Raw genomic sequence first — 23,991 nt, 5'->3', positions numbered from 1 at the left:
AATGAGTAAACCCCAAAAGCTTATAAATCCCTGGCTTTTTCAAATAACCGGGGTATTTTCTTAGTAGCTTTCAAAATACCCCCAAACAAAAACACACCTGATGCTGTCATGTGTGTTTTTTTATTGGTCGTTGGTCTGTTTGTTTTGATAAATGCCTCTGTCTACCCTAGCTGTTTTAAGTGTCGCAAAGAAAGTCAGAGACTTTCCAATATTTACAAGTTTTAAGTCTCCGCTCCACTCAGACTTAAAACAGCTGGGTGCTTGTACCTTGCAGCCATCACCATCACCTACTATAAGCTCCTAAACGCTTACTAATAAAAAACTCACCCCAAGCAATGCTCAAGGTGAGTCTACGATCTATCAAAATCATATTAGAAAGACTTTATATTTAGGAAATTTTTGATCGCATTTTTGCAAAAAACAGAAAGAAGAATTTCCCCTGCCTTTTTAGTATAAAAACAGGGCTCTCCTTTCTGTCAGAACTTCAATCACTATTCACTACTATTTATGATGCCCAAAAGGCAACCACATGCTGCCTTTCAGTAAATCGGCAGGGGTATTGACCCTACTGTTATAAACCTACCCATAAAGTGGCGACTTTCATACAATCGCACCGGACTAGAAGTGGGCAAACCCAAACTTTAGTGATTATTTCTTTTTGTATGGCAAAAAAAGCTTGGGAAAGTTTGCCTTCAACCACTTTTTTAGGCTGTTGCGGTCAGGCGAAGCCTCATAGACGCTTTCAAGATAGGTGTAAATGCCTTCAAAAATTGCTCGTTTGGCATCTTGTGCTACTTGCTGCCTGATGATGACATCATCCCGGTTGCTTGCCAGTTTACGTTTATACCGGGCAAAAGCCTGGGTTTTGTATGCCTGCCCGTATGCTTCTTTTAAAGCTTGTATGACCTCTTTTAACTCTTCTATTTGCTCCCCTTTGATGTTTTCTATGATCATGGGTCTAAACCGAGCCACTTTTACAGGTTTGGCTCCCTTTTCCTTTGGTAGAAAAAAAAGGGCACTTTTGCTACTTGCCAAAGATTTGGCTGGAGGTAAGATGTTTCGGTCAAAAGAAAGGGTCATTTTTTCTTTGTCAACTTCCTTGACCAACGGGTAAACCACTTTTTTACCTTGAAGAAGGTACACAAGGTAAAAATCGCCTACTTCTGTAAAAGCTTTTTTTGCTACATATAGGTGCGCTTTGTTGCCAAAAAATAAAACAGGCTTCGCTCCCTGGACCAATTCAGTATTGGCGTCAGCGGACGCACCAGTTAACCACATTTTAAAACTCAACAAGGTTTCAGCCACTTCTAAAGCGTCTTCTGCTCCTCTGGTCGATAGCCTCTCTTTTTTGGGAACTACAAGTTCGTGTGCCAACGCCATCAGCTCGCTGCCTCCGGTTGACTTTGCCTTATTTGGGCTTAGCATAAAAGGAGCGGCACCTTTGCGGTAAATGTGCACATACCCTTTTAAGTTTTGAAAAATAATTTTTGTTTGAGGACTTATCACATCTCCTTTTTTCAGTATTTTGCCATCCCCCTTGACCAAACACCTAGAGGCAGGGCTTACAGAAATCACCCGCCATTGTGCTTGTATTGTTGTCATTTGCAAACAGCCTATCATAAATATTAAATATTTCATAGATTTCATTTTTGAATTGATGTTTATATTTATTTGTGGGCTTTGTTGACTAAGTTAGGCTATGCAACACCTGTTGTATAATTATCTTTGTTTTACGGCAAGAGGAATAACCACCTCCTTACCTCACGTATTTGAACCCTGGATTGCCTTGGGATAAAAAATCATAAGGAATTGTGTCAATTTCGAGGTCTGGCAAATCCTTCCAGCTGATAGGCCTAGAGAACCAGGGGCAATACAACCGCCAGTCAAACTTAAACTTCAACAGCATTGGTTCAGTCATCAAGCCTTCGTTGATTTGTATTCTAATCACCTTCCTTATTTCTATCTCGGTCGCTCCCAACACCACAAACTTGACATAATGATGGTACATCTCCCAGGCTGCCTCCTCATCGTTCTTTTTACACTGGAAAAACAACCTTTTGTGTTCAATCCATTGCGTGTTGCTTAGGCAGCGTAAGTATGCTTTTTTTAGCGCATTGTTTTTGGAATCTTTTGGCAAACGCTCTTGCAGGTCTTCGGCAAAAAGATACACATACCACCCCCACGCCCTTGACCTCAAGGTGGCATTGTAGCCATTGATGGCATAGTTTATTCTTTGTTCATTTAATTCAGATAAATAACCTGTTTGGTACATTGCCTGGCAAATAATGGCAGAAGCGAAACCTTGCCACCAGGTTTGGTCAAGGCTGGTTTTCTTAAATAATGTATTGGTTTCTGGCAAAAAACCTCCCTCCCAAGCCCCCTGGTGCCGCCCCCATGACAACCATAGGCGTCGTATGACCCTCACAAAACTATGCCTGGCTTTTTTCCCTGTGGTGTTTATTGCCTTATCTGGCAAAACTGCCAATATGTTGCTGATGCTATCCATTGCTTTTAAAATTGGATCTTTAACAAAAACCTTATGCCTGATTTTATGCCTACACCTGTCAGGCATCGAAAATCTGGCAGGTATTAAAACACGCTTCTAATAAGAACAATACTCCGCAACGATTTTAGTCAAAATAGATTTCTGGTTATCAGCCAGTTATAAGTTTAAAAAATATTTATTGGTGTGTTGAGGGATACGCCCCAACTCCCTTTTAAAATAAACTTGGTAAACATATTTGTCATAAATCGTTAATTCCCAACCTTAAACAGTGTACACATTTACTCAAATTCGCTACGGGCTATTGATAAGAAAGCGTCTATCCAAACAACGTTTTGCCCTTGGCACAAAGCCTTTCTCAGGACAGACACAAACAGGACTGCCGTGAAGAAAAAAAATGGACATTCAAAATTTTTCTGTACGGGCACTTTTTGTCCTTTTGGAAAGTTGGATGTACCTCTGTTTTTGTTGAAATTTATTCACAATAATTCATAACAACGACAGGCTGCTCAAGGGTAGCCAACAATTCAAGACCCGCTTATTTTCAGTCGGTTATAATTTTATTAAGTGGAAATATCTAATCAAAATTTGATGACCGATTCGGGCAAACGTCTGCTTCTATACAATGTGGTAGATTAATGGCCAGGCAGCAGCAAATAATTAGCTATAAGCCCCGACAGGGGGCAAGTCCCTAGATGCCGATGAATATCGGTGCCCCGCAAGCGGGATGTCGGCGTAGCCTCCACTAGGCAAACTCTGTTTAACTGCGTTGAGCTCATCACAGCAAATTGCTGTAGATTCGGTTCACAGGTAACTACACTTTTATATCGTGTTGATTTTCAGCAACTTACAAAAAGCGTGGTTAAAAGCCCTTAGATACCGGTGTATATCGGTGCTACAAGTAAGACCACTTGCCCATCATAAGGCTGTTGCGCCTACCCATTAGATATATTGAATTCTGCCTTGGTGCTTATTGAACCAGAGCAGCACCCTACCAAAGCTTATAAAAAAACCATGCAGGTGTCGTATTATGCCTCATTCCAAATGGGCTTTGCCTTAGGAATGGTGAAAAAATAAATTTCTATAGTTTACAAAATATTTTGAAGCTAGACGCGGCACGGCAATATCCAGCAGGGGCGACAACTGGTATTTAATAATTATAAAGTGATTTTTCTATTAAAAAGTTGTCAATCATTAAACACACTTGTGTAATGATTGATTCGAATATCGGTGAGCCGTTACTTTTTTCTACAGGTAAAAAAGTAACCAAAAAACCCGCAGCTGTAGTTTGTTTTGCCTAAATCTGCTCCACTACGCCGAAACTGCTCAAACTCGCTTCGCTCAAACAGTGATCAGTTTTTACGGCTTCGTTTCACAGATTTTTAACGGCAACAAACTAAGGCTGAATCCAGCTGACGCAACCACTGTTACTCGATTATTAAAAAACAAATGCCTGTCCTAGTGGATATTGAGCGAGCTTGAGGGATGGTCGGCTAATAGCAGCGCTATTCGGCTATTTTTTAACAAAGCATAGCAACAAAAGATGAGGTTAAGAATGTAAATTTATTTTGGAAGCATTCCTTAGCATGGGTATGTTCAACTTATTTTTTATTTAAGATGCGTTTATTTGTCTATAGTGTTTTTTTGAGTTGCTTGGTGGCAACCACTACCCTGCAAGCACAATTTGTAAGAACCAGCCTGGATTTGCCGGCAGGAAACTCAAGCTGGGGAGATTATGATGGAGATGGAGACCTAGATTTAGCTATAGCGGCCCCTTCTGTGGGAGTAAAAATATACCAAAACCATGGGAATGGTACTTTAAGTGATGTCCACATTCAGGTAAACACCCCTCATTCATTTCCTTCTATTGAACCAGGTGCCTCTGTATTTTGGTTTGACGCCAATATTGACGGAGAGCTGGACCTGTTGGTCAATGCTTCCCAAACCTATATTTACACTTTTAACACCAATGGAAACCTAGACCAAGCGGCCAACCTAAGTGCCTTGATTACAGCCCACATTGATGTATCGTTTAATGCAGGTGATTACGACAATGATGGCGACCTGGATTTGCTTGCATCGGGCGGTGACGATGATGACAAGGAAACCATTTTGCTGGAAAATCACCAAAACTTCGCCTTCTCTAAAATTACACTGATTGAAAATGAGGCCACCCTCATTAATGCAAATATCCAATGGCTCGATTATGACAACGATGGCTATTTGGATATTTTAATGGCAGCCCTACAAAAAGGGGCGGAACCTGACTCACCTTATCAAACCCCACAAGCAAGGATTTTGAGAAATGATGGGCAAGGTAGCTTTCACGATACCATTCGGTTTCTTGCGGGCGAGCCAAGGCATTTGGATGCGGGAGATTTTGACGGAGATGGCAATATAGATGTGATGATCTCTGGAAAAAATATAAATGGAGTGGTTACCAGAATTTACCGCAATGAAGGAGACGGCAAGTTTAAAAATACTTTTATCACAAGTTCCAAGATTGTTTTTGCTTGGGGTGACTATGACAATGACGGAGACTTGGATGTATTGGGTCAGGAAACGGTGCTCCGAAACGATGGAGAAAATGTATTTACTGAAATAAGCCATAGCAACGAATTTACTCAACCTCAATTGGTAGATTATAATGGAGATGGCAGGCTGGATGTATGTGACCGTGATGCTGCCACCAACAATTATATTTACCGAAGCATTACCGAAAAGGTCAACATTGGTACACCAACCGTTCCTACAAACCTAACCACTTCTCTTCAGGGCAATCAGGTCACGTTTGCCTGGGGCAAATCAACTGACCAGGAAACCTCACAAAGTGCACTTAGTTATAACCTGTATGTAGGCTTGGCTCCTTTTACAGAAGATGTGCTCTCGCCTGAATCTATTAGTGATCCTACTTCATTGTTTTATGGGGTGAGAAAGGTAATAAGACAAGGCAATGCAGGGTATAAAAATCATTTTACTTTGGTTAACCTGCCAGAACCAACCAGCGCCCAAACCTATTACTGGAGCGTACAAGCAATAGACCAAAACGGGAAGGCATCCTTCTTTGCCCAGCCCCAAAGTTTTGATTTTAAGCCACTTCCAATTGCCCCTACTGGCTTACAGGCAGAAACAGACCATATTGGCAGAATAAAAATTACTTGGGTAGCAGCCACCAACCAAGCTGACCCCTCTTATATTGTATATCGATCTTTGTCTGTCGACAACGGTTATGAAATTATAGATACCATTCCAAACACTACCCATAATGATTTCCCCAGTGTGTCTCCATCTACCCAGTATATAGACGACAATACCAGCTTGGCTAACCATACTACCTATTACTATAAGGTGCAAGCATTCAACAAGAGAGGCCATTCTGAGTTATCGCTTCCAGTGGTGGCAACAAGTAACATCAAGGTGTTTAGTTGGGCAAAAAAAATGAACATTGATGCTTCTCTGAATGGCAAAGCACTGACTTGGGGAGATTATGACAACGATGGAGACTTGGACCTGCTTGTGATGGGTGAAGGAAGCAAACAAGGAGAGAATGTGGTGCAAAACTTACTTTATAACAATCACAATGGGCAAAGTTTTTCTTTGGCTTCTAACATAAACAATCTGCCCATTTTGGCTGAAGGAAGCGCTGCCTGGGGTGATTATAATGGAGATGGTTTTTTAGACCTGGTCTTCACTGGTGATTTTGGTACAACATTGACCAGGGTATTTAGGAATGATGAGGGAAAATCATTTAAAAACAGCCAAATAGATGTGCTGCAAAATAAAGCAGAAAGCACTGCTCTATGGGGAGATTATGACAATGACGGAGACTTGGACTTGATAATTTCGGGGGAGGAACAAGGGATCGTAAGTATTAATTTCTATAGAAACGAACAAGGGGTAAGTTTTGTAGATGAAGGCGACAAAGGAGTGGTAGGAATAAATAAGGGCGACCTGGAATGGGGAGATTATGACAACGACGGGGATTTGGATTTACTGATTGGGGGGTTTAAGGCTGGTGCCGACAGCTCCTCTGTCAATGTGTATATAAATGATGGAAGTGGTGGGTTTTCCTTGCATGAGTTTTTTACTTGGGGAGCAGGCAATGGCAGTGTTCGGTGGGGAGACTATAACAATGATGGTTTTTTGGATATACTCATTGCAGGTGCAATTGCACCATTGTTGGGAACCTCTGGCGTGAAAATATTCAAAAATATCCCCTTGGGTGATGGACGAACTTTTGAAGAGATAGCCACTTCGTTTATGGCAGTACAAGGGGTAGCCCGTTGGCTAGACTATGACAATGACGGTGATTTGGACGTACTGGTGAATGGGGTAAAGATAGCGGTTAGTTTTAGTGATGGTGACTGCAAACTTTATAGAAATAACGGCAATGATTCTTTTGTTGAAGACACAGATTTTGGCATTTTTGAAAAATTTTATCGGGATGACCTAGGCAAGGAAATCACCCCTTACGATGGTCGTGTTTCGCCAGGAGACTACAACAACGATGGGAGCATAGACTTTGCGCTGGCAGGTGTTTTTCAGGGAACTGCTTCATCGTTTGGCAACTTGTATGGTGCCTATGTTTATAAAAACGAAGCTATAGTACAAAACACTGCTCCCACCACTCCTACCCAACTACAAGCCACTGTAGCTGACAATACGGTGACCCTGACCTGGAACAAATCTACAGATGCACAAACCCCACAGGCAGCACTTACTTATAATTTACGCATAGGAACCAGCGCTCAAAAAGAAGACATCTGCCCTTCTATGGCTAACCCCACAACTGGTCTCCGAAAAATTGCCCAAAGAGGGTTTCAGGGCAATCAGAAAATCCTGCATGGGCTGGGTCCTGGCATTTATCACTGGAGTGTACAGGCGTTGGATCATAGTTTGGTAGGCTCGGCTTTTGCCCAGGAACTGACATTTAGGGTAGTAACTCCCCCTGCAATTCCCAACAACCTCACTGCTACCCCCCTTAGCTCGTCCTCTATAGTACTTACGTGGACAAGTTTGTCTGATGCCGACAATTTTTCTGGGTACATTATCGAAGCGTCGCCCAGCAACAATGCCCACTTTTCGCCTGTCGATACTATCACAAGTGATAACTACCAATATGAGGTAGAAGGGCTAAATGAAAACACTGCCTACTTTTTTCGCATCCGGGCAGTAAATACCGCAGGCAATGGCATCAGTGACGAAGTTTTTGCTACCACCACTAACCTGCCACGTTCACCCATTCAGCTCAAGGCAGTAGCTGCCTCGGCTACGCAAATACGGCTTTCGTGGCAAGACGTGGCCATTTCGGAACAAGGATTCATTGTTGAACGCAAAAGTATACGCACTAACCACCTGTATGTATTTCAGGATTCTTTGATGGGTGCAGAACTCACCGAATACATTGACAACAAAGGGGTGGTAGGCAATGTTGCCTATACTTACCGGGTATTTGCCTACAATGCCAATGGGCGCTCTACCTCGCCCAATGAAGCCTCTGCAACTACTCCCAGCGACTCAAGCACTATACCTCCTGCCAAACCAACCATCGTTGCCAGTCCAATATCGCCTGCTCTTATTTCCTTGTCCTGGCAATACGACTCCGAAAAGGCCCATTATTTTAGCATCGAAAGATCTTCGGAGGAAGACAGCTTGAACTATCAACAGATAGCTATTTTGAATGCAGAAGCAGACGACTATGAGGATAACACCGTGGATGACAGCACAGTATATTACTACCGAATGAGAGCCGTAGGGTCAGGTGGTTATTCTGACTTTTCAAACATCGCATTTGCCAGAGCGGAATGCAATTTGCCCATTTTTATATCTCTGGCTGATGACCAAACTCAGCAAATATGCAACGGACAAGGCAGTAAACTGATAGTGACCACAAGCATAAACGAGCCGGAATATCAATGGACTAATTATGGTGTAGAAATTCCTCATGCCAACCTTCCCTTTTATCTGGCTCAAGAAACAGGAATTTATGCCTGCCAGATATCGGCTCAGGGTTGTGTGCAAACGACCAACCAAGTAATTATCTTAAAACAAAGCATAAACCAAGTAGAAATTACACTGGAGCAAGACACCATACGAGCCTCCACACCTCAGGCTGACCGTTATTTTTGGTATTATAACTATGAGAAAGTACAACAAACCCAAGAAAACTATTTTATTCCCAAAGAACCTGGCAGATACCACTTGGTCACAGAAAACAACGATTGTACGAACAGTTCTAATGTTATCTATTTTAGTGTAAACGGACTGAATAATCAGGATATATCTGCACAAATGCAGGTGATTTACAACCACGCAAACCAAACTCACCAGCTTGTGATGGACACACCCATTCAAGGAGATTACCAACTATGGCTTAGAAACGCTCAAGGGCAACGGGTGTACACAAAGAAAGGCACAAAACAATACAGTACATTGAAAGAAAGCATTGATTTTAGTACCCAACCCTCAGGTATATATCTGCTCGAAATAGTTATAGGAAAACACTATGGAGTAAAAAAAATAGTTTGCATCAAATAAGCTGCTTGGGTTGCACCGATCACATCACTTATAAAAAGAGGTAAAGTCTGCTTTTTGTCCGCTTGAACCTGGCAAACAGTTGTTAGAGTTTGGCTATGTTTGCCAACAGACGACACAAAAGACTGAGCAAATAAGCTAATTACTTTTCCAGCTCCAGGCGAAAGCACTTGACACACCAAAAATAAACCTGATCTAATGCATTGCATCTAAACGTGAAATGCTCAGTGGTACTCGCTAATTGTCAAGCACATCAACAAAATAGTTACCCTATGAAATTACTTAAATATTTAGGCTTTTTTTTTTCCTGTCTTGTCTGCATACAACCAGGCTACTCCCAAAATCACTTTTATAAATTTGAGGTTACATTAGATAAAAGTGTGCTTCAGACAAAAGCCAACAGTCGCCATAGTTTGAAGGTACAAATAAAACACAACGAGCGTACTTTCTTGTTACCTGCACAGATGCGTACTACGCGTACGCATCCACAAAGTAAAAATTATGACTATGGTTTTCTGGTAAAACTATCAGGCAAAGTACAATTCATCGACGCTTTGGGCATTTACCTGCAAAACGAACCCATTGGCTCCTCAAATCGGATTGGGTTGAGGGAAAACAAAACACACTACATTCGTGGCCCTTCGGGTAGGGTTATTGGGTTGGTCAAACCACCTGTGCACTTGAATAAAAGGCACTCATCACTCACCCGACAACTCAACCGGCAAACTGCTCAAAACCAAGCACTATTTCTCACAGATTTTGGGGCAGAAGGCATACAGGTTTTTAATAGGTTTGACAAAGATTCAACCTGGGTAAACAGTTGGTTGATACTAAAAAAAACTGGAGAAGCCAAAAGCTCTCGAACAGGCCAGCAACTTTCTCACCTCAAGAAATACATTGCTGCTTACCCTGATAAAACAACCGCTGATATAACAAATGCCATCAAACAAGCTGGGGGCTACCACTCATGGAGAAGCCGCCTCTCCTCTAAAAAATTTGCATCAAGAGGTGCTTTTAATCCCCGTGGTGCTAATGACCCTTTATATCTCTGGAATTGCTCAGAAGTTGTTTGTAACCTGGAAGCATCAGCCAGGGCTGGCAAAAGAGTAAGGGTACTATTCACAGACACCAAAGTGGGTATAGGTACCAGCCTGTCTATGCATATATCAAGATTAAAAAAAATAGGTGCATCTCCCTACAGATACATTCATTGTGATAACATTACAGAGGTGCTCAATATAATGAAAGCACATGATTATGGTGACAGATTTTCTATTTGGGCAGGAAAACCAAAAAAACGAGGAGTACCTGAGGGGCATGTCATTTTTGGGCAATTAAACTCGAAGGGTAGGCTTATTATATATGAAGGACAAGCACAAGGTTGGGGAGTTACTGGAGTAGATGATTTTTTCTCTTTGTACAGGAGGTATGATGTGATATCGCACCAGGGGAAGAAGTGGCCAAAAAAACGAACCAAAAAGTAAAAAAACAGTACTCGCCTCTATTTTTTGACTGTTTGCAAAAATTATTGCTTTTGTTGAGTGGCGAGAAGATTTTCCCTGACAAACTAGTGCATTAGGTACTAAGTTACTCACATATTAGCTTCGCAGAGCTCGCCACAGCAGAGCTGTAGGCTCGGTTATTTGGCGTCCCCGAATCAAGTTCGGCTCACAGCTCCGAGCTTGTTCTCGGAGGACTGTGAGCTTTTGCCCCCTGACTTCCTCGTAAAAAAGTTAGATAGCTAAGGTTCCGATATGCATCGGAATTCAGAAAGCGAACTATCCGCCATTTTCACGACTCGTCAGAAAACAAAACCGAGCTTTTCGCGAGCTCAACGTAGTTAATTCATCCAAATTAATAGGCAACTTATTTAATCCCTAATGCACTAGTGCTCTGGGTACTAAATTTCTTTCACTCCTTTCGGCTTCCCCGAATCAAGTTCGGCTCACAGCTCCGAGCTTGTTCTTGGAGGACTGCAAGCTTTTGCCTGCTGACTTCACCTAAAAAAAACTCACGTAGCTTAGGCTATGCTCGTTTTTTGGAGGTTTGACAACCACCAAAATAAACTCGAAATAGTGTATAAACTACTTAGCTCCCAAAGTACTAGGATTTAGCAAGAAGATGGCAACACTATGGTGATGATAAATCTTGAAGTCAATGGACAAAACGAACAACTTGCAGCTTGCCATTAAAAGCTGGATGAACTTACATTATAAAATCAATTCACCAACATTTATAACCATAAAGTGTGTGTGTTCATAAACTCCCTATGGTTGGTTTATGATATGTTGCCCTGCTTAAACATGTACCTCGTTGTTACACCCAAAAAGCTGATTTCACCTCCTTGGTGCTATATTGAAGGTGAGACAAAACACGTAAAGCTTGTTCTGGCAAACTGGAGGCTGGCAAAAAGCAAGTCGATTAGGTAAAACAAGCGCCTACTATGAGGTGTAGCCGAAAAGGCAATGCCCTGAATCAGGAGAGATTCTCGGCTCTGAGCTTAGTTCGGAATATTTTGAAATTGGGAAGAAGGTAAGCCAGTTATCTGAAAGAAATTACCTTATAGGATTTGGTATCAGTATATAGTAAAACAACTATTTCAAATGGATTTTAACATCACCAAGTAGAATATTGAAGGCTAAAAAAGAATATTTCCCAGTTTATGTTTGTATACAATCTTGGGTATTTGTATCAAGGAATCATGAATGCTTGAAAAAAATAGCTCAGGTTGGTATATCATCAATAAAGTCCTGCTTTTGGAAGAGCTTGTCAGGTCTGTCCGGCCAGGATGCTGTAACCTCACAATGAGGCAATAGTTTTTTTATTTTTCTAATCGAAGACGCTGCCAAAGGATTATTATCCAATTTCAACACTTTGAGTTTTTTCAGGTTTTTGATTTGACTGGGCAACCTTTTTAATTGATTTTCTTGTAAATCTAACCTCTCAAGCTCCACAAGCTTTCCTATCTCACGAGATACTTTACTCAATTTATTGTTTTGCAAGTTGAGCGATTTAAGGCGTTTAAGGTATTTTATTTCTGATGCAAGCGTTGATAAATCATTGGAGCTTAAGTCCAACAACATTAATACTTCTAGCTGTCTGATGTCTTTAGAAAGGCTCACAAGTTGATTGTTGCTCAAGTCAAGAGCAACAAGTGCTTTAATTACCCCTATTTTCTCTGGTATTTTTGTGATGCTATTGGAACCCAACTCTAACGCTTTGAGATTATGCAAGCATTTTATATATTTTGAAATATACTGGTGAAACAACTTGGGAGTTTTACCTAAGCCTAAAACCTCAAGGTTTGTAGGAAGCTTTGTTGGCAATTCCTGAAGGTTATTATCACCGAGGTATAGTTTTCTTAAGTTTCCTAAAGTTGCTATGCCAGTAGGCAACTTGTCGATAGAATTGCTTGACAAATCCAATATTTTTAAGTTTCTGGTTCCAGGCTTAGCTAAAGCAAATGCTGTGATCGAAGTCAGAAAGTTTTCCCGAAGATTAATAACTCGGATATTTTTTAGTTCTGAAAGCAAATAAGGCACATATTGAAAGTGATTCCTACTCAAGTCTATCTTATGGAGTTTTTCCAAACAGACCATATTAGGCGGCAATGTTTGCAAGTTGTTGCCGTGTAAATCGAGTTGCCTAAGTTGAGCCATTTTTCCTATCTCTTTAGGCAATTCCATTAAACCCACCTCCATAAGAGATAGTTTCTTGATATTCCTCAAGCTGCCTATCTGCTTGGGAAGCGTAAAAAAACTATTAAAGCTTAGATCTAATTCATATAAATTATGTAATGATGCTATGGCAGGCATTGCAGCCTCAAGTTGTTTGCCAGAGATACCTGCCAGGTGGATTGTTCTCAAAGATTCGAGATACTTCGTTTCTAACCCAAATATCAAACATTTGAATAAGTCTTTTCTAAGCACCAGCGCTACTTCTTCATCGTAACCTTTAGCTGCTCCCTTGCATAGTTGGTAGCCCAATTCTACATTCTCCTTATTTTTGCTGTTTAGCAACTGAAGTATCTTCTTGTTATTTTTTTTTAGTCTATTCACATTCTCAAAAATCTGAATTTATTAATAAAATCTAAAGTTATGATTTGAGTTGGAAGGATGACTTTTTATAAACAGGGCATATTACAATAGCATAATGAGAAACTTGGATGAGAGTATTTGAGTGTTGGAGAGAAAATGCAATCATAACTCCACCTTCATAAGGTCATATATCTACCCAAGCAGAACATGGCTAAAAATCATCTTTTGCTGATTAAATGATGCCTGGATTTGTGTGATGTAACCCACTTTCCTTAACTCCATCCAATAGTAAGTCACTTGTTTGAAACTATAAAAAAACCTGATATGGTTTTCCTACTAAACTTTTACAAAGCCTCATCAAATGGGTAAGACCACAATTATATCCCATAAATATTTGTAGATTGGAGGTTATTTGGCTTCATAACAATGGTAAACTGACATTGTTTAAATAGATCACTGCATAGTTTTTATAAGCCCCATTTTATTATAAAAAAGAGCCTATTTCAATGATTTTTTTAGAGGCATATGCTTCTCACCAAAGGCGAGTTTATAAATCCTTCCGAAACAAACTCGAAGTCATAAACTAAACTTACACTGAAGCCAACTAAGCCTACAGCTTTACTGTGGAAAGCCATTATGTGTTGATAAATATTGCTTTAGTTAAACTCGCTAAAGTTCAATCAGAAAAAACATAAACAATGAGCCGCACCTTAGCAAGCGTTACCTTTTTCAACTCATTTTAAACAAGCGTTTGTCACGCCGACTTGTTTTGCCTTATGAAAGACGAAATCCTTACTTTTATATTTTGCATATCCAGAGTAATTTTTTGTTTCTGCCTTGAGCTATATGCATCGATATTTGTATTTTATTTTACAATAACGAATGCTTTTAGTTTACCATATAACCTAACTTTGGAAGAGTTATAAGGTATAATAAAAACACAATCATAGACAAGTATTGATAAAAATCAAAGGTTATAAAAAACAGGTAGGCACATTGTCTACCTGATGTCTTTTGAATGATTCATTTCTTGATTATCTAAGAGGGGGAATCCACTTAATGTCTGATTTATTTTGACTGGCTAACAGTGTTTTGGTTACGCTCAATCATATTTTGCTCCCTATAAGAGAACAAAAACACCAGGATTTTGTGGTATTTTTTATTTTAATTTTGCCCTAAACAGCTACATTGATCAGAAAAAAAGTATTACCAAATCAGTCCATTCAATGTCTCCTCCCATATTTAGATGTCATATTCTTTTTATGTAGTTTGTTATGGTTTAGGGTTTTAAGAAAACAAGCCTACAAAAAATGCTTATGCATTATATGCTTACCTGTTTTTTATCACACACATAGCTTTTTCAGGTTTTTATGAAAAATCATTTACTTTTACTCTGTATGACAGTTTTTTTGGGGGGAGGATGTCAATACTTTAAACCAATGAAATATAAAATAGCCGTTGGCAGTGAAACTGGCTCCTACTATAAAATAGGTACCCAACTTATTGCTATATTGAATAGTGGTGACGAAAAAACATTTGGGTTGGACACCCACGGAGAAGGTAGTACCAATAACTGTGAAAGAGTTTTGATAGGAAGCGCTGCTTTTGCTTTAGCACAGAATGATGTAGAAACAGATAGCCCTAATGACAATCTTAGAAGCGTATTACCATTGTACTCTGAGGTGCTTTTTATTGTATACCATGATTCTCTACGCCCCAAAAGCTTGAAAGACTTGATAGTTGGACATAAGATAGGAATAGGCGCTAAGACTGGTGGAGCATTGACCTTTGCCAAACATTTGTTTTCTTCCTATGGAATAGATCCTGACACATATGAATTTGTTTATTCTTCTAGCAAAGAAAATACACTCTCAGACAGTGTGTTGATAAGTATTCATGTAACAGCCCATAACAACCCCATTATCAAAGACATGCTTGTAAATAAGCAAGGTAAACTTTTTAGCTTGGATGATGAAGCTACACGGAGGGGATCTTCTGCTGAAGGATTTTGTATGGAGTACCCACTGGCACGCCCGTATGTAATTCCTAAAGAACTTTTTTTTGATCTGCCAAGGCAACCTGTTTTGACCATTGCTATCGATAATATGTTATTTGCTGATGTGGCAATACCAAACCACGTAGTTTATGATGTTGTAGATAGAGTTTTGTCAAGCAAGGCAAGGCTGGCAAAAGAAAATTCAGTATTTAGATATTTGAGTGATGACTTTGAAGATTTGCTTACCAGGTTTCCTTTACACCAGGGAGTGAAAAATTATTTGCGACGCAACAAACCAGGTTTTTTTCAAAGAAACTCTAGCCTACTCAAGGGATTTGCCAGCCTTTTGACAGCTATTTTGGGCGTCTTTTCAATAGTAAAGCGATGGCAAACAAGGAGAAAAAAATCAAGGATAGAAGAATACTATAATGAATTAGCCGCGTTTGATCGGGAAATTTTACAGCAAGAAAGTTTGGAGTCTCTAATTGAAGTATCAAAAAAGGCTCGTCTTCTGAGAGACCAGGTGATTTATCTGGTGGGACAAAACAAACTAGAAGCAAATCAAAGCTTGCAGATATTTTTGTTGTTTTGGAGAGAGGTTAATGAGAACGTGCAACACAAAACCAAACAACTTAAGGCTTTAAAGAAACAATGACTTTTTGCATATAAAGGCTTGGCAGGGCACTTATTGAAACAGCAGTAGCAAATCAATATTAATGATGTCCATTTATTGTCTCCTTATTATTGAGGCAATGTACGAGCTTAGAAGTATATTTAATTCAAAAACAATGCTGTTACACAAATAGCTAACTCATTTGAATTGTCATAGTTTTAGTTCTTATCAGCCAAGAATACCCCTTGAATACTTTGGGAACTTCGCTTGGCAAAGTAATCTAAGTTTTATGAATACAGAAACAACCTCATCAGAAGAAAAACGCACATTTTTTTGGTGTCGCATTTTGGGGCATCAATGGCATAGCAACACGCTTGTCAGAACTTGTCGAAGATGTGGTAAAATTCAAAACTCCAGGTTTAGAACCAATACATGGGTAGATGTTTAACCAACACCTACCTGTAGAAAGGGTTGTTTTATATTTTTCCAACCCAAAATTGAGCATTTGATGTCTTCCTTTCTATCGGTTAGTGTATACCAATTTATATGTCAAAATCATTCGCAAAAAACTGTTCTGTCAAACAATGCACAAGTTTTACATAACTCTCTGAAATCACCCAAAAACATATAGTGTATTTGGTATGGTATTGTTTGTACCACCTTGCAGCTTCAGTTGACCAGCTTCAAAAGTTCAGAAAAACTGTGAATGTGCTATCTTACCTTGTATAACCATCCTGTTTTCAAATGTTTAAATGCTACAGGAAAAACTTGCAGCAGCTATTGAGCACAGATGAAGTGGTCATGCAGGATTTTTGCGTAGGGAGGGTAACTTTAAAAACCTTTGTTGGGTGTCTCCTACTTGGTTGGGTTTTTATCACTGATACATTACTGTGGGTTGCTTGGCAGCTTTTTATTGCGTTATTCATCTACAGTATATTTTATAATGAGGCACCAATAGAATAAATTACACTTGCCATAAACAGGGCGTTTCCTAATTGTAACAGTGTAAAGTATTAAAGATTATATCCGTGGAGGAATGCTTTTGTTTGAAATGTAAACAAGAAATTTCTGTTTGCCCGCATCACACCTCCAACATTGGCTTTTGTGTGAAACATTTTGTATAAAATATTCAACACAAGCCGCCTGCTTATGGAGGAAAAAAAGTTTAATCGCCAAAAAGACATTAAAAATTCCTTGAGTGTCAAACATGACATTAGGACAAATGGTTCATCCTGTCTAACAATCACTCATTGGAAACCAAAATATACGCTCAGGTTGCCTAATAATGCTCCTAGGCCTCCCCCTTCCAACCTTAGTCCTCTCATAGTCCTGCCCCTAACAAAACCTGTCCATTGTTTATCCTGTCAAAATTCTTCTCTAGGCATTTTTCGTCTTGCGTTTATAAAATGGAGATGACACAAAAAACATAACATTGGGCTTGTCATTGGGCCAGACACACCTTTTGATAAAAAAACCTTCTAGTTATTGGGAAATAGCTAGCATAGAAAAGTTAAACTATTTGATAAAATCAAAAAATGAAAGAGCAACACGAAGCGATAAATTTAGATTCAAAAAATTTCCTCTTTAAATATATTGTTTTTTTCGTAAAAAACATAACAAACAAACAGAGTAACCGAAAAAATGTAAACCAAAACCACAGGTGTTTTATTGCCAAGGAGTGGAGACAAGCCCTACTGGCATTTTTGGTAGTAGAATTACCCAATAAAAGAGCAGAAAGTGCAAGGGAATTGTATACTCTAAAGGCAGGTTCTTGGGAGTTGTTTTTAATGGTGTTTGTGTTAAGTATGATGATTTCTATTATTCACCACCTTAAACGCAAAATCAAGAAAAATAAAAAAGTTCATAAACAACAAAAAGTAGATGTCATAGGCTCAGAAAAAGAGCAAGGTGACCCCTCACTAGAAGAAAAAGAACTTGCCCAGCTAAATGATGCAATTAATTTCAAAAATCAACAATTGTTGTCTTATGCATTGCATATGATTCAAAAAAATCAGTCATTAACCGAGTTAAAAGGACTTGTGGCAGAATTAAAACAACAAGATGATATAGAGTACTTGCATAAATTGCTGGCTAGAGTTAACAATTTGGCGGATTATGGGCTAAGAATGGGTAAGGACTGGGATAATTTCCAGCTGATCTTTGAACAATTTCATTCAAGCTTTCATGACACTCTTAAGAAAAAATTTCCTGACCTTACTGCCAATGATTTACACTTATGTGTTTTGATAAGACTTGGGATGAGCGTGGAAGACATGGCTGATTTGTTAGGCATAGCCCCCGAAAGCTTACGTAAAAAGCGATATAGGCTACGCCAAAAAATGAATATTGATTCTGTACAAGGCTTGGGCGAATTCTTGAAAAATAACGAAGAGTAAATAAGTAACCAGCTTTGTGTTCATTCTGTAAGTTAAAACATTGGTAGATGTGTTGCATCTATACTAAGTATTTATACAATTATTTTTTTTGTACAAACCACAGACCTGGCTTTCTTATATTTGTACAATCTGCTTGCAGAAAAAAATTAGTTCCTTCCTCTCATTTGCTATGCCTATATTTTAATAAAACTTAACAACAAAGCTAACATTGTTAAAAGTACCTATGTTGAATTGAAGAATGTAAACTTAATTTGGATAGGTAGGTGAGGCAATCATGCTGCTTAAAAAAGCCAGATAAAGTACCCCTCAATGGTTACTGCATAATTTTCTGGAAATCATGCTGCGGTAATTTAATTGAGGGGTAATTTTGATGATTATGTCTAATGGCTAACCTTATTGACACTACATACCAAACAAAATGAGTCGGAAAGGCAAAGCTCCAAATACAAGTTTAACTCATAACCCTCAGCTTGTAGCCAAAGAATTTTAAAACTTGTCTGATAGGGTTCAAATTTAAAGGCAGGCCCTTCCTGTTAAGCAACAACTTAAACTATTTATCAGAAGCGCACCAATGTCTTTTTATTGTCTTGGTGTATGTTTTTGTTTTTTGTAAAAAAGTAACAATTTACTCTGAACTAATAGACAGATGGTTATGGTACCTGTAGTGATAGCAACAAAACCTATCAATGGTGATCCTTCATGTACAGTCATATTTGGGAATGTTTTTTTGTGGGAAGCAAAGTTATTAGAAGAACACCTTTTTGATGTGCCTCAAGGCTTAGACATAAAACTTATGCCTATAGCCAAAACAAGCAGTAAGGTTTTACTTATGTTGATCAATAAACAACTTTTTCTACGACGCAGCATTCAGTCAAACTTGATTTTGACTGATTACAGTGTTATTGACTATCAATACTTTGAATGGAGGGTTATACAGCAGTACAACCCTCACGAACATATTATTGGAAAAACCTTAAGAGTAACCCAATGCAGCATTCCCATTGGGTAATAAAACTTCGCTAGTTTTCTTAAATAATGGCTATTAAACACAATAAGCTCCCTCTAAGGTACTTACTCTCCTCCTCTCAACATCATACCTTGAGCACTCTTCTCTAAGGAATTGTTCAAAAATAAATTTACACTTTGAGAGGTGATTTTTCGCCTTGATACTTCGTTATTTTTAGCCTTTGGCAGAGCTCGGCACAGCATAGCTGTAGCCATCGGTTATTGCCCGTAGCGCTGCTATGGGCGCAAAAAATAGCCTCGTCTCAAAACAAAAACTCTACCTCAAGAATGGTAATTTAATTTCTCACCATTCCTAATTACACTGTAAATTAAGTAAGTTGTCATTTAGTTCGAGTTTATTTTGTTTGCTGGCGATCTTTACAAATAGAGCATAGCAAAGCTACGCGATTTTTGTAAAGAGAAGTCAGAGGGCAAAAGAAGCCGAAAAAAGCATAAGATATTTATTTTACAGTGTACTAAGCTCGACTTTAGCCATTTAAAATTACTCCGCAATCGCCTAAATAAAACCAATGACCTGATTATCTGAGAGCCGTTACTTTTTTCTCCAGGTAAAAAAGTAACCAAAACCGAAGCCCTTTTTGGGGCGAGCTCTGCCTTTTCGGCTAAACCCCGCAGCTGTATTTTGTTGTTGCTAAAATTTGTTTCATTACGCCGAACCGCAGGGCGAAGCCCAAGTTTTAAAATCCCGAACTTGATTCGGGGCTCTGCCTTTTCGGCTAAACAGCTCAAACTCGCTTCGCTCAAACAGTGATCTGTTTTAACGGCTTCATTACTCAAAGTCGAGTAGATAAGGGGATTTTCACCCCAAATCTCTCACAGAACCGTGCGTGATAGTCTCCCATCACACGGCTCTTGTTATACAAATCATCATAATTTAACTCCTGTATTCCAGTGATAAAATGGTAATGACTTTGTCTTGTCGCTTTTAATCCTCCTCATATTATTAAGTTGTTAAAAACTTGAAAACTGTATAACTGAACCCCTTCGCTCCACTTCCATTACAGAAGCTTCTACACTAATACGAGTTCATCCGCCACCCTCTATCATCTCAGTATTCGCCTTGTAGGATCGCTACTTGTACTTTCCCTTAATGATCATAGAGGGCTTCCCCTGTTCCATAACTAAGCCTAAATAAGAGTCATGCCAACTTAATGACGGTTGCCACATAGACACTTGACAGGGTACGCTCTATGCTTTGTCCCAAACTTTATCGGATAAGTCTGGTTTTGACAACAAGTAGCTGTTCTCGACACTTCTTCATTGGTTCACTTGCGTTCATCTCTCTTATTCACACCTGACTCCGTACCAGCGGAGCCTTTTCTCTAGCCGTTCAATACCAAAACATTACTGTCATAGCACCGTAGAGTGGTTTAAAGGCTATTCCTGTAAATCGCCTTTGGTGGGTCTACCACCATCTTAGTTATAGCATACAAAGCTTGTTGTGCTTTGTTTCAGGGCACACCCGATAGCTACAGCTTCGCTGTGCTCACCGAAGGTAATTTCTTAACGCCAACAAAATAAGGCTGAGTCCAGCTGACGCAGCTACTGTTAATATTTGAGATGTTTTATTACCAATACCTTTGTATTTAATTTCTTACAGTTGTATAAAAAAGACGACTGTAAGAAAATGTTCGTATTATTATTTAGAGGCATTTGAAGTAATTTAGCCAATATCATAAAAGGCCAAAGTCGAGCTTAGTCATACGCATTTTTTCACCAATTTGCTCTGCCTATAAATAGGTTAGTTATTCCTTTAATTAACCTAAAAGTGTAACTTCTCTGGTTTTACCTTTAGTCAAAGTAAAGTTGAGGAAATTTTGTTCAAAAAAAACTCCCTCTTGAATTCAGTAATTTAAATGCTTTATTAAGCAATAAAGCTACCCAAAAACTGATATATTTTTTTTTATAAACTTTGCCAAAGGTCAATCACTGTTTTCAGCCAGTATATACAAACATAGTATTTTTAGTAGACCAATGTGTTTAACAAACTGACTCTAGTTTTACCAATACTTAAAAGTTTCAATATTGGTATTGGGCTTATTACTTACATAGTAATTTTTTATCTCTAAACTGCTATTTTAATTGTTTTTTTATGTTTTCCCAATCAAAAATGCTTTATTTGTATCACTTAACCTTCATTTTTTTCGTTGGAGAGTAAGTTTTGCTATAAATATTACTTTTGTAAAAAAAACAGATTTATTTCAAGAGAAATTGTCCATTATTCAACATCAACCAAACAGAATGATATGCAAATAATGAAAAAACAATGCTGGCTATTTACCCTACTATTGCTATTGGTAACTTTTGCCTATTTTTACCAAGAGGCTTTTATACGACCTGCCATTTTAAGCTCTGCTAAAGCAAATATTTTTGCCGGAGAAGCCATATCTACCTTATGCTTAAGCTCTTTTACTTTACTGTTTGGCATGCTTTTTTTTTCAAACCAGTCGTCACCCAACCCTCAAACGCTTGCCCACCCACAAAATAAAAAAGGCATGGTGGGTAACCTCAAGAAAATGAATATGGAAAAACACCTTGCCCACAAAAGTCAAGAAGTGGCTTGGTTCGAAGAACAAATCGCTCAACAAGACAAGGCATTACAGGAGGTAAAAGAGCTGGTAGGCAAAACCAATAGGTGGCAAAACCTGGCACAGATGCAAAACATTTGCTCCATGATTGAAGAATCGGTAAATAACGAATTTGATATTGAAGAAGACTGGCTTAGGTTCAGAATTATTTTTGAGCAGTTGTACCCTAATTTTTTCCCTGGACTTAAGAAAGAGTTTAAAGCACTTACCAATAGTGATTTATGCATTTGTGCCCTGCTGAAGCTCAACCTAAATACAAAGGACATGGCTGACTTGCTGGGAATTACTGTAGACAGCGTGAAAAAAAGACGATACCGATTGCGTCAAAAATTAAGTTTGCAGCGAGAAACCAACTTGGTAGAATATATTATTAACTTTGTATAGTATGCTTTTAGTCCTATTTTATTTTGCTGTTATCTTTTCTTTATTCACTACATTACCAATGTGGATGAAATATTATACAAAACAGCAAATCGTTATGCAAAATCGTTTTTTTATGCAAGAGGGAGAACATACTCCCTGTATTGATTTTAATTTAGAAACCATGACATTTAGGATAGAGGGAAGTTCTTTTGTTGAATTTCCTTCTGTTATTTATTCTAAAGCCATCAATTGGTTGGAAGCTTTTTTAAAGTCCCCTCCTATATCTTCTCTACAACTTACCCTAAAGCTATCTTACTTTAATACAAAATTTCGCTATGTTCTCTTTGATATCTTTACTGTTTTATCTCAAAAACAAGTCAAAGCCATCATCAATTGGTATATCACGCCTGATATAACTGATTCAAAAGAAGACGGAGAGTTTTTTCATGAATGTTTTCCTGAACTTGAGTTTCATTTTATAGAAAGCCACGCTACAAGGTAAGGGACACACTATACATTAAGCAATTAACAAATTGGCTTGCTTGCTCTAAATCCATTTGGAGCAATAAGGCTTTGTGACAGAAGAGGTTTGCCCCTACCCTCTGAGGCAAACTTTAACCATAGTCCAAACTATGATATGAATCGACATCTGGGCTATGATTCTATTCTTTGAAAAGATGCATCAACCAAAGGTATAATCCTACTAAACACATTAATTAGGCCCACATCCTACATTATTTAACTCATCAATCACCGTATTGAGCAAGGTAGCAAGGACATACACAATGCCTTGTTGGCATGTTGTGCATTGGTAAACAAGGCTTGCTGTTACTTAATACAGGTTGCGTTATATATGCTTGTGGTAGTAACTTGCTCCTCATTTCAATATATTTAGGACAATATCAAGGTATTTATAAATATCTTTTGGAGCATCATACTCTCCGTTCTCTGCGTCTCTTTGATGCCCCAAACGAACCACTACTGCGTTCTTTTGAGGAATGATGAATATATATTGCCCCAAAATACCTCGCATATAAGGAATTTGCATTCCCTTATATTCAAGAAACCAAAAGTGGAGCCCATAATAATTGTTTATTTGGGTACCAGTTTCAGCTATAAGATGTGTCGCTGGCATGGTCGCTTCCTGTATATATGCCTCAGGCACCAATTGGGTTCCTTTCCACTTCCCCTTGTTGAGCACCAGTAAACCCAAGCGAGCAAAGTCTCTGGCTGTACTATTGAAACAGCAAAAAGCTTTTTCGTGTCCATTTTTTGTATCTAATGACCACAAGGCTTTTTTGTGTGCTCCAAGAGGTTTCCAGAGCTTGTCAGACAGATACTTTGCTATAGAGTCCCCAGTAGCTTTCTCAAGTATAAACCCTAGTATTTGGGTGGCACCACTTTGGTAATTAGTACGCTTACCAGGTTTTTCTACAACATTCGCCTTTTTCAATACCCTTTCCAGGCTTTGGCCGTAGTAAGCTTGGGTGGTAATGGAGGTCAACCCAGAATAACCCTCATTCCAACTTAAGCCTGCACTCATCGTAAGCAAGTGACGAATGCTTAGCTGGTTGCTTTTTCCCTCTTTGAACTGAGGCAGAAAATCACCCACCTTTTGGTCAATGCTCTTTATTTTGCCCTCTTTGATAGCAATACCCACAAGCAAAGAAATGACGCTTTTTGCCATCGAGAATGAGTTGGATATGGAGGTTTGTTGGTGACCATCCCAATAACCTTCATATTGTATAGAGTCATTTCTTACAACCAAAAAAGCTACTGTTTTGTAATTTTTTATTGATTGCAAACTTTCTACAGGCAATATTAGTTGATGTTGGGCTATTGGCAAGGGTTGGTATTTGCCAACCTCTATAGTACTGTTGTCAAATATTTTGTAGTCATATATTCCCGCAAAGTTGTAGTAAATCGCTTGCGTAA

Annotated in this window: 13 protein-coding genes; 9 read left to right on the top strand and 4 right to left on the bottom strand. The window is 38.8% G+C overall.

All coding sequences use genetic code 11. The features are described from left to right. Positions 1 to 648: 648 nt before the first annotated feature. Complete coding sequence (locus M23134_RS27550; RefSeq protein WP_002701871.1) at positions 649 to 1,638, bottom strand: hypothetical protein; 990 nt, start codon at positions 1,636 to 1,638, stop codon at positions 649 to 651. Positions 1,639 to 1,756: 118 nt separating this feature from the next. Further along, positions 1,757 to 2,506 carry a hypothetical protein gene (locus tag M23134_RS27545; RefSeq protein WP_045114458.1) on the bottom strand — a complete coding sequence of 250 codons (750 nt, stop codon included), beginning with the start codon at positions 2,504 to 2,506 and terminating at the stop codon, positions 1,757 to 1,759. 948 nt (positions 2,507 to 3,454) lie between these two features. Between M23134_RS27545 and M23134_RS42565 the strand changes: the two genes are divergently transcribed. The 3 genes from M23134_RS42565 to M23134_RS27535 all read left to right on the top strand — a co-directional run bounded on the left by M23134_RS42565 (position 3,455) and on the right by M23134_RS27535 (position 10,521). Next, entirely contained in the window at positions 3,455 to 3,580 is a 126-nt protein-coding gene (locus M23134_RS42565; RefSeq protein ID WP_002701867.1) for a hypothetical protein, read from the top strand. A 540-nt stretch (positions 3,581 to 4,120) separates the two neighbouring features. Beyond that, positions 4,121 to 9,040 (top strand): FG-GAP-like repeat-containing protein, encoded by a 4,920-nt coding sequence (locus tag M23134_RS27540; protein ID WP_002701865.1) that lies wholly within the window; start codon positions 4,121 to 4,123, stop codon positions 9,038 to 9,040. A gap of 377 nt (positions 9,041 to 9,417) precedes the next feature. Further along, complete coding sequence (locus M23134_RS27535; protein WP_157558676.1) at positions 9,418 to 10,521, top strand: hypothetical protein; 1,104 nt, start codon at positions 9,418 to 9,420, stop codon at positions 10,519 to 10,521. A gap of 1,239 nt (positions 10,522 to 11,760) precedes the next feature. Here M23134_RS27535 and M23134_RS27530 read toward each other — a convergent pair. Beyond that, positions 11,761 to 13,095 carry a leucine-rich repeat domain-containing protein gene (locus M23134_RS27530; protein ID WP_002701859.1) on the bottom strand — a complete coding sequence of 445 codons (1,335 nt, stop codon included), beginning with the start codon at positions 13,093 to 13,095 and terminating at the stop codon, positions 11,761 to 11,763. 1,349 nt (positions 13,096 to 14,444) lie between these two features. Between M23134_RS27530 and M23134_RS27525 the strand changes: the two genes are divergently transcribed. From M23134_RS27525 to M23134_RS27495, 6 genes are all read left to right on the top strand, one after another. Next, positions 14,445 to 15,725 (top strand): TAXI family TRAP transporter solute-binding subunit, encoded by a 1,281-nt coding sequence (locus tag M23134_RS27525; RefSeq protein ID WP_082226724.1) that lies wholly within the window; start codon positions 14,445 to 14,447, stop codon positions 15,723 to 15,725. 247 nt (positions 15,726 to 15,972) lie between these two features. Further along, positions 15,973 to 16,131 carry a hypothetical protein gene (locus tag M23134_RS41885; RefSeq protein WP_198145102.1) on the top strand — a complete coding sequence of 53 codons (159 nt, stop codon included), beginning with the start codon at positions 15,973 to 15,975 and terminating at the stop codon, positions 16,129 to 16,131. Positions 16,132 to 17,218: 1,087 nt separating this feature from the next. Continuing rightward, positions 17,219 to 18,079 (top strand): helix-turn-helix transcriptional regulator, encoded by an 861-nt coding sequence (locus tag M23134_RS27515; protein WP_002701855.1) that lies wholly within the window; start codon positions 17,219 to 17,221, stop codon positions 18,077 to 18,079. A 646-nt stretch (positions 18,080 to 18,725) separates the two neighbouring features. Beyond that, entirely contained in the window at positions 18,726 to 19,088 is a 363-nt protein-coding gene (locus M23134_RS27510; RefSeq protein ID WP_045114455.1) for a hypothetical protein, read from the top strand. A 2,263-nt stretch (positions 19,089 to 21,351) separates the two neighbouring features. Then, positions 21,352 to 22,077: a helix-turn-helix transcriptional regulator gene (locus M23134_RS27500; protein ID WP_002701852.1), complete on the top strand. Its 726-nt coding sequence runs from the start codon at positions 21,352 to 21,354 to the stop codon at positions 22,075 to 22,077. Positions 22,078 to 22,141: 64 nt separating this feature from the next. Next, positions 22,142 to 22,558, top strand: a complete 417-nt coding sequence (locus M23134_RS27495) for a DUF1987 domain-containing protein (protein WP_157558675.1) — start codon at positions 22,142 to 22,144, stop codon at positions 22,556 to 22,558. A 375-nt stretch (positions 22,559 to 22,933) separates the two neighbouring features. Here M23134_RS27495 and M23134_RS27490 read toward each other — a convergent pair. Next, the coding region (locus M23134_RS27490; RefSeq protein ID WP_045114451.1) for a serine hydrolase domain-containing protein at positions 22,934 to 23,991 on the bottom strand (1,058 nt) is incomplete at its 5' end.

It is taken from the genome of Microscilla marina ATCC 23134, assembly GCF_000169175.1.
Taxonomy (GTDB): Bacteria; Bacteroidota; Bacteroidia; order Cytophagales; family Microscillaceae; genus Microscilla; species Microscilla marina.
The sequence above is the reverse complement of the archived record's forward strand: the minus strand, read 5'-3'. Positions and strand labels throughout refer to the sequence as shown.

Excerpts from the sequence above, each read along its gene's own strand:
- M23134_RS27510 (WP_045114455.1), top strand. The coding sequence starts at position 18,726 with ATGGTTATGGTACCTGTAGTGATAGCAACAAAACCTATCAATGGTGAT.
- M23134_RS27515 (WP_002701855.1), top strand. The coding sequence starts at position 17,219 with ATGAAAGAGCAACACGAAGCGATAAATTTAGATTCAAAAAATTTCCTC.
- M23134_RS27495 (WP_157558675.1), top strand. The coding sequence starts at position 22,142 with ATGAAATATTATACAAAACAGCAAATCGTTATGCAAAATCGTTTTTTT.
- M23134_RS27525 (WP_082226724.1), top strand. The coding sequence starts at position 14,445 with ATGAAAAATCATTTACTTTTACTCTGTATGACAGTTTTTTTGGGGGGA.
- M23134_RS27545 (WP_045114458.1), bottom strand. The coding sequence starts at position 2,506 with ATGGATAGCATCAGCAACATATTGGCAGTTTTGCCAGATAAGGCAATA.
- M23134_RS27500 (WP_002701852.1), top strand. The coding sequence starts at position 21,352 with ATGCAAATAATGAAAAAACAATGCTGGCTATTTACCCTACTATTGCTA.
- M23134_RS27540 (WP_002701865.1), top strand. The coding sequence starts at position 4,121 with ATGCGTTTATTTGTCTATAGTGTTTTTTTGAGTTGCTTGGTGGCAACC.
- M23134_RS27550 (WP_002701871.1), bottom strand. The coding sequence starts at position 1,638 with ATGAAATATTTAATATTTATGATAGGCTGTTTGCAAATGACAACAATA.
- M23134_RS41885 (WP_198145102.1), top strand. The coding sequence starts at position 15,973 with ATGAATACAGAAACAACCTCATCAGAAGAAAAACGCACATTTTTTTGG.